The organism is Nocardia amamiensis, assembly GCF_015477605.1.
In the GTDB taxonomy this organism is placed as follows: Bacteria; Actinomycetota; Actinomycetes; order Mycobacteriales; family Mycobacteriaceae; genus Nocardia; species Nocardia amamiensis_A.
This window is the reverse complement of record NZ_JADLQX010000004.1, coordinates 135,161-149,455: the sequence shown is the minus strand read 5'-3', so window position 1 is coordinate 149,455 and position 14,295 is coordinate 135,161. Positions and strand designations below refer to the sequence as shown.

Genomic DNA, 14,295 nt, shown 5'->3' with positions numbered 1-14,295 from the left:
CGATGATCGGAAGGCACCCGAGAGACGGATCCGGTAGGACATGACACGCGTCGAATCGAACAGCAGTGCGGGCTCTGCGCCGACGAGCGCGGGACGAGCGGGCTCCTCCGGCACCCTCGCCGGGGCGAACCCACAGGTCGAGGTAGTGATCGTGACCGGTCTGTCGGGCGCGGGCCGCGGCACGGCGGCCCGCGTGCTCGAGGACCTCGGCTGGTACGTGGCCGACAACCTACCGCCCGAGTTGTTCGGGCGGATGGTCGAACTGGGCGCGTCAGCGAAGCCGCCGATCCGGCGTCTGGCCCTGGTCATGGACGTGCGCAGCCGGTTCTTCACCGGCGATCTGTCGGTGGTCACCGAACAGTTGCGGCCGCTCGGCGTGCGCACCAGGGTGCTGTTCCTGGAAGCCTCCGACGACGTGCTGATCCGCCGCTTCGGGTTCGCCCGGCGCAGGCATCCACTGCAGAGCGAGAGCAAGGACGGCACGCTGTCGGCGGGCATCGCCGCCGAGCGGGTGCGCCTTTCGGCTGTGAAGACCGCCGCGGATCTGGTGATCGACACCACCGAGCTGTCCATCCACCAGTTGCACCGCAAGCTGGAGGAGGCCTACGGTGGCGGCGCGCCCGCCGCGCTGCAGCTCACCGTGCAGTCCTTCGGCTTCAAGTACGGGGTTCCGCTGGACGCCGACATGGTGTTGGATGTGCGTTTTCTACCTAATCCACATTGGATACCGGAGTTGCGGGAACATACAGGCCAAGAGGCGGTGGTCAGCGAATACGTGCTGTCGCGCCCCGGTGCGGACGATTACCTGCGCACCTGCCATCACCTGGTCGAGCTGACGACGAACGGCTACCGCCAAGAGGGGAAGCGATACATGACGGTCGCAGTGGGCTGCACCGGAGGCAAGCACCGAAGCGTCGCGATAGCCGAAGCACTGGGCGAACTGATGAGTGAGGTCACCGGCGGGCCGGAGGAGTCCGCCGACGTGGTCCGTGTGGTGCATCGAGATCTGGGGCGCGAATGACCGGCTGGGAATCCAATCCCAGCATCGTCGCGCTGGGTGGTGGCCACGGACTGTACGCGACACTGACCGCCGTGCGCAGGCTGACCAGAAAGATCTGCGCGGTGGTCACCGTCGCCGACGACGGCGGCTCATCGGGTCGGCTACGCGCCGAACTGGGGGTGCTGCCGCCGGGGGATCTTCGCATGGCGCTGGCCGCTTTGGCCGCCGACGCCGACGGGGTATGGACGCGCACCGTCCAGCATCGTTTCGGCGGCACCGGCGCCTTGGCCGGGCACTCTGTCGGCAACTTGATCCTGGCCGGTCTCACCGAAGTGCTCGGCGACCCGGTCGCCGCGCTGGACGAGGTCGCCAGGATGTTGCGTATCACCGGACGGGTGCTGCCCATGTCGCCGATCGCGCTCGACATCGAGGCGGATGTTTCTGGGCTGGAGGTGGATCCGCGGGTGAGCCGCTGCATTCGCGGCCAAGTTGCCATCGCCACGACGCCGGGTAAGGTGCGGCGGGTGCGGCTGATTCCGTCCGACCCACCGGCCAGCGCCGAGGCCACTTCGGCGATCGAACACGCCGACGTCGTCGTTCTTGGCCCGGGATCGTGGTTCACCAGCGTGATTCCGCACGTGCTCGTGCCCGAACTGCGTGAGGCGCTGGTGTACACCAGGGCGCGCAAAGTGCTCGTGCTCAACCTCGCCGCCGAGCCGGGGGAGACCGCCGGGTTCTCCGCGGAGCGGCATTTGCATGTATTGTCCCAGCACGCACCGGAATTCGTGGTCGACGAGGTGCTGGTGGACTCCGGCTCGGTGCCGGAGGGACGCGAGCGGGAACATGTGGCCAGGGCTGCCGAACAGTTGCGGGCGCGAGTAACCTTCTCCGATGTCGCCGAAGCGGGAACGGACCGGCATCACCCCGGAAAGCTTGCCGCCGCACTGGATCAAGTGATCCGGCAACCTCGGCCGCAAATGGCAGGGCTTCGAGTCGAGGGACGGCACATGGGGCAGGATGTGCGTTCCGGGTTGGGTGGAAAGGAGCGCGTCTCGTGGCGATGACAGCCGATGTGAAAGACGAGCTGAGCAGGCTCACCGTCGCACAGGTGAGTTCCCGCAAGGCGGAACTGTCCGCTCTGCTGCGTTTCGCGGGCGGCCTGCACATCGTCGGCGGCCGGGTGATCGTCGAGGCCGAGGTGGACATGGGCTCCATCGCGCGCAGACTGCGCCGGGAGATCTTCGAGCTCTACGGCTACGGCTCCGATGTGCACGTGCTCGGCGCGGGCGGGCTGCGCAAGACCTCCCGGTACGTGGTGCGCGTGTCCAAGGAGGGCGAGGCCCTGGCCCGGCAGACCGGTCTGCTCGACGTCCGCGGGCGTCCGGTGCGCGGCCTGCCCGCGCAGGTCGTCGGCGGCAGCATCGCCGACGCCGAAGCCGCCTGGCGCGGAGCGTTTCTCGCACACGGCTCGCTCACCGAGCCGGGCCGTTCGTCCGCGCTCGAGGTCAGTTGCCCCGGTCCGGAGGCGGCGCTGGCGCTGGTCGGCGCGGCGCGGCGGCTCGGGATCACGGCCAAGGCGCGCGAGGTGCGCGGCACCGACCGCGTGGTGGTACGCGACGGCGAGGCGATCGGCGCGCTGCTCACCCGGATGGGCGCGCACGGCACCAGGATGGTCTGGGAGGAACGCAGGCTGCGCCGCGAGGTCCGCGCGACCGCCAATCGGCTGGCCAACTTCGACGACGCCAACCTGCGCCGCTCGGCGCGGGCCGCGGTCGCCGCGGCCGCCAGGGTGGAACGCGCGCTGGAGATCCTCAGCGACGACGTGCCCGACCATCTCGCCGCCGCGGGCAGGCTGCGCGTGCAGCACCGCCAGGCGTCGCTGGAGGAACTCGGCCAGCTCGCCGATCCGCCGATGACGAAGGACGCTGTGGCGGGCCGGATCCGGCGGCTGTTGTCGATGGCCGACCGGCGCGCCAAGGAACTCGGAGTCCCCGACACCGAATCCGCTGTCACGGCCGAGCTGCTGGACGAAGCCTGACGTCCGATTTCCGCCGACGCCCCGCCTCGGAATGGTGGCGTCGCCGATTTCGGAACTTTTCTTGGTCGGGCGTCTGACCAGGCACGCTGTACTCGCGAATGCCAGGCGCGTGTCGGACAGGTCACGGCAGGGCGTTAGTGTGATTAGGGCATCGGAATGACCCGCTGGAAAGTTGAGGAGCGAAAACGTGACTGTCCGGGTAGGCATCAACGGCTTCGGTCGTATCGGACGTAACTTCTTCCGGGCGGTGGAGGCGCAGAAGGCGCTCGGCACCACCGACATCGAGATCGTCGCGGTCAACGACCTCACCGACAACGCGACCCTCGCGACCCTGCTCAAGTACGACTCGATCCTCGGCAGGCTGCCGCAGGACGTCTCGCTCGACGGCGACGACACCATCGTGGTGGGCGACCAGCGGATCAAGGCGCTGGCCATCAAGGAGGGCCCGTCGGCGCTGCCCTGGGGCGACCTGGGCGTCGACGTGGTCGTCGAGTCCACCGGCATCTTCACCGATGCCACCAAGGCCAAGGGCCACCTCGCCGCCGGCGCGAAGAAGGTCGTCATCTCCGCCCCCGCCAAGGGTGAGGACATCACCATCGTGATGGGCGTCAACGACGACAAGTACGACGGCAGCCAGAACATCATCTCGAACGCCTCGTGCACCACCAACTGCCTGGGCCCGCTGGCCAAGGTGCTCAACGACGAGTTCGGCATCGAGCGCGGCCTGATGACCACCATCCACGCCTACACCCAGGACCAGAACCTGCAGGACGGGCCGCACGGCGACCTGCGCCGCGCCCGTGCCGCCGCGCTCAACATCGTGCCGACCGGCACCGGCGCCGCGAAGGCCATCGGCCTGGTGCTGCCCGAACTGCAGGGCAAGCTGGACGGCTACGCACTGCGCGTGCCGGTCCCCACCGGTTCGGTCACCGACCTGACCGCCACGCTGCGCAAGTCGGCCACGCTCGAAGAGATCAACGCCGCGTACAAGGCCGCCGCCGAGGGCCCGCTGAAGGGCATCCTCAAGTACAACACCGACCCGATCGTCTCCAGTGACATCGTCACCGACCCGGCCTCCTCGATCTACGACGCGCCGCTGACCAAGGTGATCGACGACCAGGTCAAGGTCGTCTCCTGGTACGACAACGAGTGGGGCTACTCGAACCGTCTCGCCGATCTCATCGGCCTCGTCGGCAAGTCGCTCTGACGCGTATGGCTGTCAAGACACTCGCGGACCTGCTCGGCGAGGGTGTCGAGGGTCGGGGCGTGCTCGTGCGCTCCGACCTGAACGTTCCCCTCGACGACAATGGACAGATCACCGATCCCGGCCGGATCATCGCCTCTGCGCCGACCATCAAGGCGCTGGCCGAGGCAGGCGCCAAGGTCATCGTGACCGCGCACTTGGGCCGGCCGAAGGGGGAGCCGGACCCGAAGTTCTCGCTGGCGCCGGTGGCCGCCAGGCTCGCCGAGGAACTGGGCCGCAACGTCCAGCTCGCCGGTGACGTGGTGGGCCAGGACGCGCTCGCGCGGTCCGAGGGCCTCACCGACGGTGACGTGCTGCTGCTGGAGAACGTCCGGTTCGACCCGCGCGAGACCAGCAAGGATGACGCCGACCGCGGCAAGCTGGCCGCGGCGCTGGTCGAGCTGGTCGGCGACGACGGCGCGTTCGTCTCCGACGGTTTCGGCGTGGTGCACCGCAAGCAGGCGTCGGTGTACGACGTGGCGAAGCTGCTGCCGCACTACGCGGGCACGCTGGTCGCGGCCGAGGTCGAGGTGCTGGCGAAGCTGACCGAGAACCCGGACCGGCCGTACGCGGTCGTGCTCGGCGGTTCCAAGGTCTCCGACAAGCTCGCGGTCATCGAGGCGCTCGCGCCGAAGGTGGACACGCTGGTGATCGGCGGCGGCATGTGCTTCACCTTCCTCGCGGCACAAGGCCTCTCGGTGGGCGCCTCGCTGCTGCAGGAGGAGATGGTGGACACCTGCAAGGGCCTGCTCGAGCGGTACGCCGACGTCATCCACCTGCCGCGCGACATCGTGGTGGCCGACAAGTTCGCCGCCGACGCCGAGTCGCGGGTGGTGCCCGCGCACGAGATCCCGGACAGCTGGCTGGGCCTGGACGTGGGTCCGGAGTCGGTCGACCGGTTCGCGGCACTGCTCACCGAGGCACGGACGGTGTTCTGGAACGGCCCGATGGGCGTGTTCGAGTTCGAGAAGTTCGCCGCGGGCACTCGTGGGGTCGCCGAGGCGATCGTCACCGCCACCGGCAAGGGTGCGTTCACCGTCGTCGGCGGCGGCGACTCGGCCGCGGCCGTGCGCGCGCTGGACCTGCCCGAGGACGGCTTCTCGCACATCTCCACCGGCGGCGGTGCCTCGCTGGAGTACCTCGAGGGCAAGCAGCTGCCCGGCATCGCGGTGTTGGAGGACTGAGCATGGCACGCAAACCGCTCATCGCGGGCAACTGGAAGATGAACCTCAATCACCTCGAGGCCATCGCTCTGGTGCAGAAGATCGCGTTCGCCCTGCCGGAGAAGTACTTCGACAAGGTCGACGTGGCGGTGATTCCGCCGTTCACCGACATCCGCAGCGTGCAGACGCTGATCGAGGGGGACAAACTCCTGCTCACCTATGGCGGGCAGGATGTCTCGGTCCAGGAGTCGGGCGCCTACACCGGCGAGATCAGCGCGAGCATGCTCGCCAAGCTGGGCTGCACCTTTGTCGTGGTGGGGCACTCGGAACGGCGCCAGTACCACAATGAGGACGACGCCATCGTGCTGGCCAAGGCCAAGCAGGCGCTGAAGCACGGCATCACGCCGATCGTATGCATCGGCGAGGGCTTGAACATCCGCGAGGCGGGCACGCACGTCGAGTACAACCTCGAGCAGTTGCGCGGATCGCTGAAAGGCCTTACGGCGGAAGAGATCTCGAAGATCGTCATCGCCTACGAGCCGGTGTGGGCGATCGGCACCGGCAAGGTCGCCACGCCTGCCGACGCGCAGGAGGTCTGTGCGGCGATTCGCGGTGAGCTGGCGCTGCTGGCCTCGCCGGAGATCGCCGCGGAGGTCCGCGTGCTCTACGGCGGTTCGGTGAACGCCAAGAACGTCGGCGAGTTGGTCGCCCAGACCGACATCGACGGTGCTCTGGTCGGCGGCGCATCGCTCAAGGGCGACGAGTTCGCCACCCTTTCGGCGATCGCGGCGGGCGGCCCCTTGCCCTGACCCGGTCGACGGACTACGCGCTACAGGCCCGGTATCGCTCGCCGCGATGCCGGGCTGTAGTTATTTCGCAGCAGTCGCGCCGCTCACCGCGCTCGCAGGATCAAGCCCGCGCCATTGTCGTTGCGCAGCGTCAGCATGTCGGCGTCCACGGTGGCGGCGGTCTTGCCATCCAGCGCTTTCAGAACCGCTTGCTCCACCTCCATCACCTCGGGCGAGCACGCCATTTTCGTGGTGGCGACCTCGAAGGTGATCTGCGCTCCCGAGATGTCGGCGCTGCCGGTGAGGCGATTGCACCCGGTGCTGCCCGAGACGCCGCTGTCCTCGGCGATGGCCAGCGTCGGCTTCGCCTCGTCGAGCGCGCGGGAGCGGATCTGGGCGTCCTCCGTGACGAGTGCGGTGACCAGCCACGAGGTGCCTCTGATGGGCCGGTCCGGCTGAGCGACCTCCTTGTCGAGCAGGGTCACGGTCCGGTCGTCGCTGTGCAGCGTGAGTCGCGCGTCGTCGAGACGCCAACTGGGCTCGGAGTTCAGCAGGCCGCTGAGCCATTCGTCGGCTCCGCTGCGATCGTCCGGGCAGGCCATCAGGGTCGTGGACAGACCGGAGACCCGGACGACGTGGTCGTCCAGGGCGACCGCGCCGGTGAACTTGTTGCACCCCGCGTCCGCGGTGATCCGGCCGTCGGGGAAGCTGACCGTCAGGGGACCGCCGCCGGGAATCGGGGCTCCCTCGACGCCGGTCGAGAGGAAGGTGCGGCCCACGGGGCTCGGCCCGTCGGAGGTCTCTTCCGGACCGTTGCTCGAGCACGCCGCGATCGCGCAGGGGGCGATCAGAACAGCGAAGGCTAGTCGTGCGCAGTGTGCCGCCATGCGGCGATGCTACCGACGAGGTACTGGGCGGCCCGGATTTCGCGGGTTGTGACGGCCTGCCGAGATGCGGTGCGGCCCCTCCGGGCCCTCGGGGTGTGGCCAAGCCCTCCGAGGCCGCCATCAGCCAGTCGGCGTCGCGGATGAGGCCGGTGGGCGCCGCCGCGGACGTACGCAACAGGGGGTCGAGCCAAGAATCCGGATACATGGGATGACTCGCTCGGTGTGCGTTAGCATCTATGCCGTGCAGCGATGCTTCCCCATCACCCCGCCGCCCGCCTCCTGAGCGAGGTGTAGGTACTCCGCGCGCCACCCAACGGTGTGCGCGCCATTTTCGGCATTGCTGTGCACCTCGCTTCCGCGACCACATCCCTTTCAGTCGCAGGAGCGCGATCTTTTATGTCCACATCTGTGTCCACGGCCGGCCGTTCTGGGCTGGTCTATCTCGTCGGCGCCGGAATCCTCTGGGGTACCGGCGGTCTGCTCGGCACGCTGCTGCACCGGGCCACCGGTCTTTCCCCCGTTTCGGTCGCCACCTGCCGGCTCGCCGTCGGCGGCCTGCTGCTGGTGGCCCTGCTCGCCATCAGACGACAGCCTTGGCCGCGAAATCCGTTAGCGTGGCGTCGCATCGGCGCGGTCTCTGTGCTCGCGGCGACCTTCCAGGCGGCCTACTTCGGCGCCGTCGCGGCCGCGTCGGTCAGTCTCGCCACCCTGATCACCATCGGGATGTCGCCGGTGGTCGTCGCCGTGCTGGAGCACGTCACCGGAAGGCGTGCGATGGACCGGCGGCGCGCGCGGACGATCGGCATCGCCCTGTGCGGGCTGGCGCTGCTTGTCGGGGTGCCGTCCGGTGGCGCGAGCGCGGGCGGGCTACTGGTGGGCGCGGCACTCGCGTCGGTGGCCGCCACGGTGTTCGCGGCGGTCACGGTGATCAACGCGGCGCCGGTGCCCGGCCTCGACGCGATGACCACCACGGGCCTCGGGTTCACCGGCGGTGCGCTGCTGCTGGGTCCGGTAGCGGTCACGAGCGGGCTCACGTTCGACCTGACAGTGGGCAGCATCGCATTGGTCCTGCTGCTAGGGCTGGCGCCTACCGCAGTCGCCTACACCATGTACTTCCGCGGGCTCTCGGATGTCGGTCCCGGGACCGCCGCGGTGCTCGCGCTCCTCGAACCGCTCACCGGGGCGCTGCTGGCCGCGGTAGTGCTCGGTGAACGCCTCACCACCCTGGGGCTGCTCGGCGCCGCGTTGCTCATCGTGGCGTTGTTGCTCGCGGCGACGCCAGGGCACTCCCAGGTCAACGGGCTGGACATAGCGACCGGTAGCCACCTTTCGCGGGACTAAGCTTCGGCCCGTGACCGCTCCCGCGACGACCCCTGGCTCCACGTGGGCGCCGCTGCGTTCACCGATATATCGGGCGCTCTGGCTGGCCCAGCTCGTTTCCAATCTGGGCACCTGGATGCAGACCGTCGGGGCGCAATGGCTCGTGGTCGACTTGCCCAACGCCGCGGCTCTGGTGTCGTTCGTGCAGACCGCGATCACGCTGCCGGTGATGTTGCTGGCAATTCCGTCCGGCGTGATCGCCGACCTGGTGGACCGGCGCAGGCTGCTGCTCGGCGCGCAGTCGACCATGGCGGCGCTCGCGGCGATTCTCGCCGTGTCGACCGCGACCGGGCACACCACACCCCCGGTGCTGTTGACGCTGCTGTTCCTGCTCGGCTGCGGGCAGGCGCTGACCGCGCCGGCCTGGCAGGCCATTCAGCCGGAACTGGTCACGCGCGAGCAGATACCGGCTGCCGCGGCGCTGGGCAGCATGAACATCAATATCGGCCGAGCGGTGGGGCCCGCGCTCGCCGGTGTGCTGATCTCGCTGTCCGGGCCGACATTGGTGTTCGCGCTCAACGCGGTGTCCTTCGGCGGAATCGTCACCGCGCTGGCGTTCTGGCGACGGCCCGCTACGGACCGGCGGCTGCCCACCGAACGTCCGCTGGCGGCGTTGCAGGCGGGCACCCGTTTCATCCGAGCCGCACCGGCGATCCGCCGTGTGCTGCTGCGCTCGCTCCTATTCATCACGCCCGCCAGCGCGGTGTGGGCGCTGCTGCCGGTGATCGCACGCGATCGGCTCGGCCTGTCGTCCTCCGGATACGGTCTGATGCTCGGCGCGCTGGGGCTCGGCGCCGTGGTCGGCGCAGCGGCTTTGTCGCGCCTGCGGCAGCTGCTGAACCCGACCCAGCGGCTGAGCGCGGCCGCGATCCTGTTCGGACTCGCGACCGTAGGCACCGCGCTGTTACACGTCGTGCCGGTGATCCTGGTGCTCCTGGTTTTCGCGGGCCTGGCCTGGCTGCTGGCGATGTCCACGATGAACTCGACGATGCAGCTGCTGCTACCTGCTTGGGTGCGTGCGCGCGGGCTGTCGGTGTATCTGCTGGTGTTCATGGGTGGCCAGGCGATCGGCTCACTGGTCTGGGGGCTGCTCGCCGACGCCATCGGATCGGTGCCCGCGCTGCTGTGGGCCGCGGTGCTGCTCGGGTTCTGCGCGGTGAGCACGCTATGGCTGCCGATCCGGCACAACGCCGAGCAGATCGACCTGACACCGTCGGCGTTCTGGCCGGAGCCCCAGCTGGTGGTCGAACCCGATCCCGACGACGGCCCGGTGCTGATCCTGCGCGACTACGACGTGCCCCCGGAGAACGTCGAGGAATTCCTCGCCGCCATGGCGTTCGTCGGCCGGTCCCGGCAGCGCACCGGCGCAATGGAATGGCGGCTGTACCGCGACGTCGGGGTGATCGACCGCTACGTCGAGGCCTTCGTCGTGCGGTCCTGGGCCGAGCACATGCACCAGCACCAGGTGCGACTCACCGCCCAGGACCAGCTGCGGGAGCAGGCCGTCGCGAAGTTCACCACCGCCGAGGGCGACCGGATCACCCATCTGGTGGCGATCGACCGGCGTTAGGCGTATCTCCTGCCTTCGCCGCGGCCGTGCGCGGAGTTCAGGGCGGACGCCATCCGAGAGCGCCTGATATCCGTACGCCCTGCCTTGGCTCCGGCCGTGCGGGAGATGGACCCCCATCTGGCACAGCGCGCTCATTGTGCATACCTCCCGCCTTCGCCGCGGCCGTACGCAGGGCTTGGGACGCACTGAGTCGGACAGCGCTCCTCAGCAGCGGCCGCGACGATGCCGAGTGCCTGATTCGGTGCGATCGCACCGACCGCATAGACTGTCCGGCATGCGGATGTTCCTGGATATCCTCCTGATCATCACCAGCGTGCTGCTGGTGCTGCTGGTGCTGCTGCACCGCGCCAAGGGTGGAGGTCTGTCCAGCCTGTTCGGCGGCGGCGTGCAGTCCAGTCTGTCCGGCTCCACGGTCGTGGAGAAGAACCTCGACCGCGTCACCATCTTCACCGGCGTCATCTGGCTGATCGCCATCCTCGGCATCGGCCTGGAGATCAAGTTCGCCTGATCGGAGGCACCGCGCTCCCTGGAAGCGCCGCCGGACCGAGCGCGATCGCGGCGATCACGAACCCGGTGCAGCGCTTCCTCGGCGTGCTCTGATCGGTCAATCAGTGCGCGGAACGCGGCCGTCGATGTCGGTGAAACCGTAGTAATCCGCGAGATCCGCAACTCGCCACGACAATCCGGTGCGCGAGCGGCGCCCGGCATCGGTGGCCAGCGCGACGACGGCGCGGCCGGTGAAGCGCGGCGTCTGCGCCTCAGCGAGGTCGAAGGTGCCCTCGCCTGGCAGCGTGACCAGCCGGTGCCCGTGCGCGTCGGCCGGAACCAGTTGCAGCAGTTCGGTATCGACGATCCCCGGCCACAGCGAGACCACGGTCACGTCGGTGCCCGCGAGATTATGCGCCATGTCGGCGGTGAGCCGGTCCAGCGCGCACTTCGCGACGCCGTATACGGCGTTGTGCATGTACCTGCGCGCCCCGGGCGCCGAGATGTTGACGATCAGCCCGCCCGATTCGATCAGCAGAGGCGCGGCGAAAACGCTTGCCACATAATGCGATCGGACGCCCACGTCGAAGGTCTCGTCCCAGGCCGCCGGCGGAACCTCCCAGAACGGCTTGCCCAGCCAGCGGGCCGCTGCGGGGGAGTTGTAGACGTTGTTCACCAGCACGTCCAGCCTGCCGTGCTCGGTGCGGATCAGTTCGAACAGCCGCTCCACCGCGTCGTCGTCGCGATGATCGCACACGAACGGGATGCCCACCCCGCCCGCCGCATCGATCTCGGCGGCTGTCGCGTGCACAGTACCGGGCAAGCGTCCCTGCGAGGTCGAGCGCCCGGTGACGAACACGGTCGCGCCCGCCGCGCCCAACTCCAGCGCGATCCCCTTGCCGATACCGCGGCTGGCGCCGGTGACCACCGCGATCTTGCCTTCGAGCTTGTCCGGTATTCCGCTCACGACTCCGCCTCGCTCGCGCTCGGCTCCGTCGTGCGCGGGAGCGCGCTGTGTCCTCGGTTCGCTCGCTGGCGCTCACTCACGACTCCGCCTCGCTAGCGCTGGGCTCCGTCGTGCGCGGGGGCGCGCTGTAATTTCGGTTCACTCGCTGACGCTCGCTCACGGAACTGGGACACTACCGTGAAACGGTAACGTGTTCTAGTCCACGGTTTGGAGGCCGCAGTGGAGCTGACGCATCGGTTCGTGACGACCAACGGTATTCGTATGCACCTCGCCGAACAGGGTGAAGGGCAGCCGGTGATCTTCTGCCACGGCTTTCCGCACACCTGGTACGTCTGGCACCGCCAGCTGCCCGCGGTCGCCGCGGCAGGATATCGCGCGGTCGCGCCCGACCTGCGCGGCTACGGACAGACCGACGCACCCGCCGACCTCGAGGCGTACACCAATCGCGCCGTCTGCGACGACCTGCTCGGCCTGCTCGATGACATCGGCGCGTAGCAGGCGGTGTTCGTGGGCTTGGACTTCGGCGCCGCGCTGGTGTGGGAACTGGCATTGCGTGCCCCGGAGCGGGTGCGCGCCGTGATTGTCCTGAACAATCCGTTCGCACCCCGTCCGTCCCGTGCCCCTTCGCAGCTGTGGGCGAAGGCTGCCGCACGACACTTCCTGCATCTGCACTACTTCCAGACTCCCGGCGTCGCCGACGCGGAACTCGGCGCCCGTCCACGGGAATTTCTCGCGCGCGTGTATTTCGCATTGAGCGCCGACTATCACTATCTGGATACTTGGCGCTTCCCAGCGGAAGGCACCGGCTATCTCGACGTGCTCCCAGAGGCTCCCGCGCTTCCATGGCGCTGGCTGACCGGACACGAAGTGGACACCCTGGCACGAGATTTCGAACGCACCGGCTTCACGGGCGGATTGAATTGGTACCGCAGCTTGGACCGCAACTGGGAACTCACCGCCGACTACGCAGACGCGAAAGTCACTGTGCCGGCCTACTTCTTGTACGGTGATCGCGATCCCGACATGGAGGGCTTCAGCGGCCGTGATCCGCTCGCCACCATGCGGGAGCATGTCGTCGACCTGCGCGCGGTGACCGAGATCGCCGACGCGGGTCACCTCGTGCAGCTGGAGCGGACCGCCGAAGTGAACGCGTTGCTCGCCGCGCATCTGCACCACCTGGCGGCGCACCCTTCCGGGATTTCCGCCTGAGGTGAAAGGTCTTCGGGCCCAGCGCCGTTCGCTGTCGGTGGGCACCGCTAATGTCTGGTGAATGAGCTATAGCCTGAGCATCTACGTCGTCGAACTGGACAGGGTCTCCGCCGCCATCGGGTCCAGGGACGACAAGCTCCGGCGGATGATCGGAGGGCGGTTCAAGGCCCAGCTGACCCATGATGACGACTGGTTCGCCGAGGAGATCGCGGCCGGCGCACCCACCCGCTACGAGGCGGTGCGCGCCGTCATCGACGGCGGCCCGTTCGACCCGTCCTACGGTTTCCAATACGGCTACGCCTACCAGACGATCTGCCAGTTCTACGGCCGGTTCGTCGACAACCGCTACTTCTCCGCGTTCCGTGGCCGCTGGCTCGATCACATCGATGACGGACTCGCCACGCTCGGCATCAAGGCGATCAGCGTCCGCGACTTCATGTACCACTCCCTTCCGCCCGCGCTGCCGCAACCGGACGATCTACCCGGCTACGGCGAATGGACGCCGGAGCAGTGCGCGGAAGCGCTGGTGCAGTGGGAATCCACGACGCCACCACAACGTGAGGAGGTCGACCACGAGATACTCGCCGCCATCGAGTCGTGCGTCGAATGGATCCGCGCGGCCCAAGCCCGTCCCGGCTGGGGCATCGCCGGGTTTTTCTACTGAACCGCCGACCAGGTCGCATCCGAACGCAATCCATCCGCGGACGGACCGAGCGAGGATGAGGCAGCCGCACAACCGGCGCAGTTGGAACAGAGTCTGTCCGTAGCCCGCGCTGGGCTGAGTGGAGGCTGTGGCAGCTGCTGCAAAAAAGGCGCAGTCGGACGGAGTCCGTCGGTAGCCCGCGCTGGGCTGAGTGCAGGCTGTGGCAGCTGCTGCAAAAAAGGCGCAGTCCGATGAGCTCCGCGCTTAGCCTGCGCCGGTCCGAGCGAAGGCGAGGCAGCCGCCTAGCGGTATTCCTCGGTCCGCTTCGGGTAGTCCGACCACCGCGGCAGCGGCTCGTAGTCGAGGTAGGCGGTGAGGCGGTCGAGCAGGTATTGCCAGCGCGGGCCGATGGCGCCCGCGTCGGCGGGGCGGACGTGGCGGCGGGTCAACTCGACGGTGGTGACCACGCCGACCTGGCTCATCCGGACCTCGAGCAGGCAGCCGTCGATGTGCACGACCAGTTCGTGCGGAGCTACGCAGTGGTCGACGCGTACCGCCACCGGACCGGCGACCGGACCGTCGAGCAATTCGATGGTGAGGTTGCCGTTGCCGCCGGAGACGGCGCCGAGCCAGCGGGAGAGCTGGCCGCGATCGGTGGCCGCCGACCACACGTCCAGCACCGGCTTGTGGAAGGAGCGCAGGTAGTGCAGCAGCACCAGATCGCCGTCGGCTGTGTGCTCGTGCTCCGGCCGTACCTCGCCGAGCATGGACATCGTGGTCATTGCCGTGTCCTTCCGCTGCTGGTCACCGTCACCTCACTGTATTTCCACTATTCCCTGCCCGAATCGAATTTCCGGAATGCCGCGCCGCGCGTCCGGGGAGAGGCGGGTTGCCCGCCTTCGCTCGGCCGGCGCAGGACTG

At 68.5% G+C, this 14,295-nt stretch carries 13 protein-coding genes and 1 pseudogene; 11 read left to right on the top strand and 3 right to left on the bottom strand.

The features are described 5' to 3' along the window. The first annotated feature begins 40 nt into the window (after positions 1 to 40). The 6 genes from rapZ (at position 41) to tpiA (ending at position 6,253) form a co-directional block, all read left to right on the top strand. Positions 41 to 1,021 carry an RNase adapter RapZ gene (gene rapZ / locus IU459_RS07230; RefSeq protein ID WP_195128692.1) on the top strand — a complete coding sequence of 327 codons (981 nt, stop codon included), beginning with the start codon at positions 41 to 43 and terminating at the stop codon, positions 1,019 to 1,021. Next, positions 1,018 to 2,064: a gluconeogenesis factor YvcK family protein gene (locus IU459_RS07225; protein WP_195128691.1), complete on the top strand. Its 1,047-nt coding sequence runs from the start codon at positions 1,018 to 1,020 to the stop codon at positions 2,062 to 2,064. Before rapZ ends, IU459_RS07225 begins: the two co-directional genes overlap by 4 nt. Next, a complete protein-coding gene (gene whiA, locus IU459_RS07220) occupies positions 2,055 to 3,038 on the top strand; it encodes a DNA-binding protein WhiA (protein WP_040780001.1) in 984 nt (327 codons plus the stop codon). Before IU459_RS07225 ends, whiA begins: the two co-directional genes overlap by 10 nt. 187 nt (positions 3,039 to 3,225) lie before the next feature. Then, the gene (gene gap, locus IU459_RS07215) at positions 3,226 to 4,245 is read left to right on the top strand and encodes a type I glyceraldehyde-3-phosphate dehydrogenase (protein ID WP_195128690.1); all 1,020 of its coding nucleotides are present in this window, start codon (positions 3,226 to 3,228) and stop codon (positions 4,243 to 4,245) included. 5 nt (positions 4,246 to 4,250) lie between these two features. After that, positions 4,251 to 5,465 carry a phosphoglycerate kinase gene (locus IU459_RS07210; RefSeq protein WP_195128689.1) on the top strand — a complete coding sequence of 405 codons (1,215 nt, stop codon included), beginning with the start codon at positions 4,251 to 4,253 and terminating at the stop codon, positions 5,463 to 5,465. Between the two features lie 2 nt (positions 5,466 to 5,467). After that, positions 5,468 to 6,253 (top strand): triose-phosphate isomerase, encoded by a 786-nt coding sequence (gene tpiA / locus IU459_RS07205; protein WP_195128688.1) that lies wholly within the window; start codon positions 5,468 to 5,470, stop codon positions 6,251 to 6,253. An 83-nt stretch (positions 6,254 to 6,336) separates the two neighbouring features. Here tpiA and IU459_RS07200 read toward each other — a convergent pair whose 3' ends face one another. Then, a complete protein-coding gene (locus IU459_RS07200; protein ID WP_195128687.1) occupies positions 6,337 to 7,119 on the bottom strand; it encodes an META domain-containing protein in 783 nt (260 codons plus the stop codon). A gap of 396 nt (positions 7,120 to 7,515) precedes the next feature. On the opposite strand from IU459_RS07200, the gene IU459_RS07195 reads away from it, so the two are divergent. The 3 genes from IU459_RS07195 to secG all read left to right on the top strand — a co-directional run bounded on the left by IU459_RS07195 (position 7,516) and on the right by secG (position 10,577). Further along, positions 7,516 to 8,460: a DMT family transporter gene (locus IU459_RS07195; protein WP_195128686.1), complete on the top strand. Its 945-nt coding sequence runs from the start codon at positions 7,516 to 7,518 to the stop codon at positions 8,458 to 8,460. 10 nt (positions 8,461 to 8,470) lie between these two features. Continuing rightward, on the top strand, positions 8,471 to 10,069 hold the full coding sequence (locus IU459_RS07190; RefSeq protein ID WP_195128685.1) for an MFS transporter: 1,599 nt from the start codon (positions 8,471 to 8,473) through the stop codon (positions 10,067 to 10,069). A 274-nt stretch (positions 10,070 to 10,343) separates the two neighbouring features. Then, on the top strand, positions 10,344 to 10,577 hold the full coding sequence (gene secG / locus IU459_RS07185; RefSeq protein WP_039798855.1) for a preprotein translocase subunit SecG: 234 nt from the start codon (positions 10,344 to 10,346) through the stop codon (positions 10,575 to 10,577). Positions 10,578 to 10,673: 96 nt separating this feature from the next. Here the strand turns inward: secG and IU459_RS07180 are convergent, their stop codons facing one another. Further along, positions 10,674 to 11,522 carry an SDR family NAD(P)-dependent oxidoreductase gene (locus tag IU459_RS07180; protein WP_195128684.1) on the bottom strand — a complete coding sequence of 283 codons (849 nt, stop codon included), beginning with the start codon at positions 11,520 to 11,522 and terminating at the stop codon, positions 10,674 to 10,676. Positions 11,523 to 11,783: 261 nt separating this feature from the next. On the opposite strand from IU459_RS07180, the pseudogene IU459_RS07175 reads away from it, so the two are divergent. After that, positions 11,784 to 12,731: pseudogene (locus tag IU459_RS07175) on the top strand (alpha/beta fold hydrolase). A 61-nt stretch (positions 12,732 to 12,792) separates the two neighbouring features. Further along, positions 12,793 to 13,395 carry a DUF7691 family protein gene (locus tag IU459_RS07170; RefSeq protein ID WP_067465836.1) on the top strand — a complete coding sequence of 201 codons (603 nt, stop codon included), beginning with the start codon at positions 12,793 to 12,795 and terminating at the stop codon, positions 13,393 to 13,395. A gap of 281 nt (positions 13,396 to 13,676) precedes the next feature. Here IU459_RS07170 and IU459_RS07165 read toward each other — a convergent pair whose 3' ends face one another. Continuing rightward, entirely contained in the window at positions 13,677 to 14,156 is a 480-nt protein-coding gene (locus tag IU459_RS07165; protein ID WP_195128683.1) for a hypothetical protein, read from the bottom strand. Between the last annotated feature and the right edge of the window lie 139 nt (positions 14,157 to 14,295).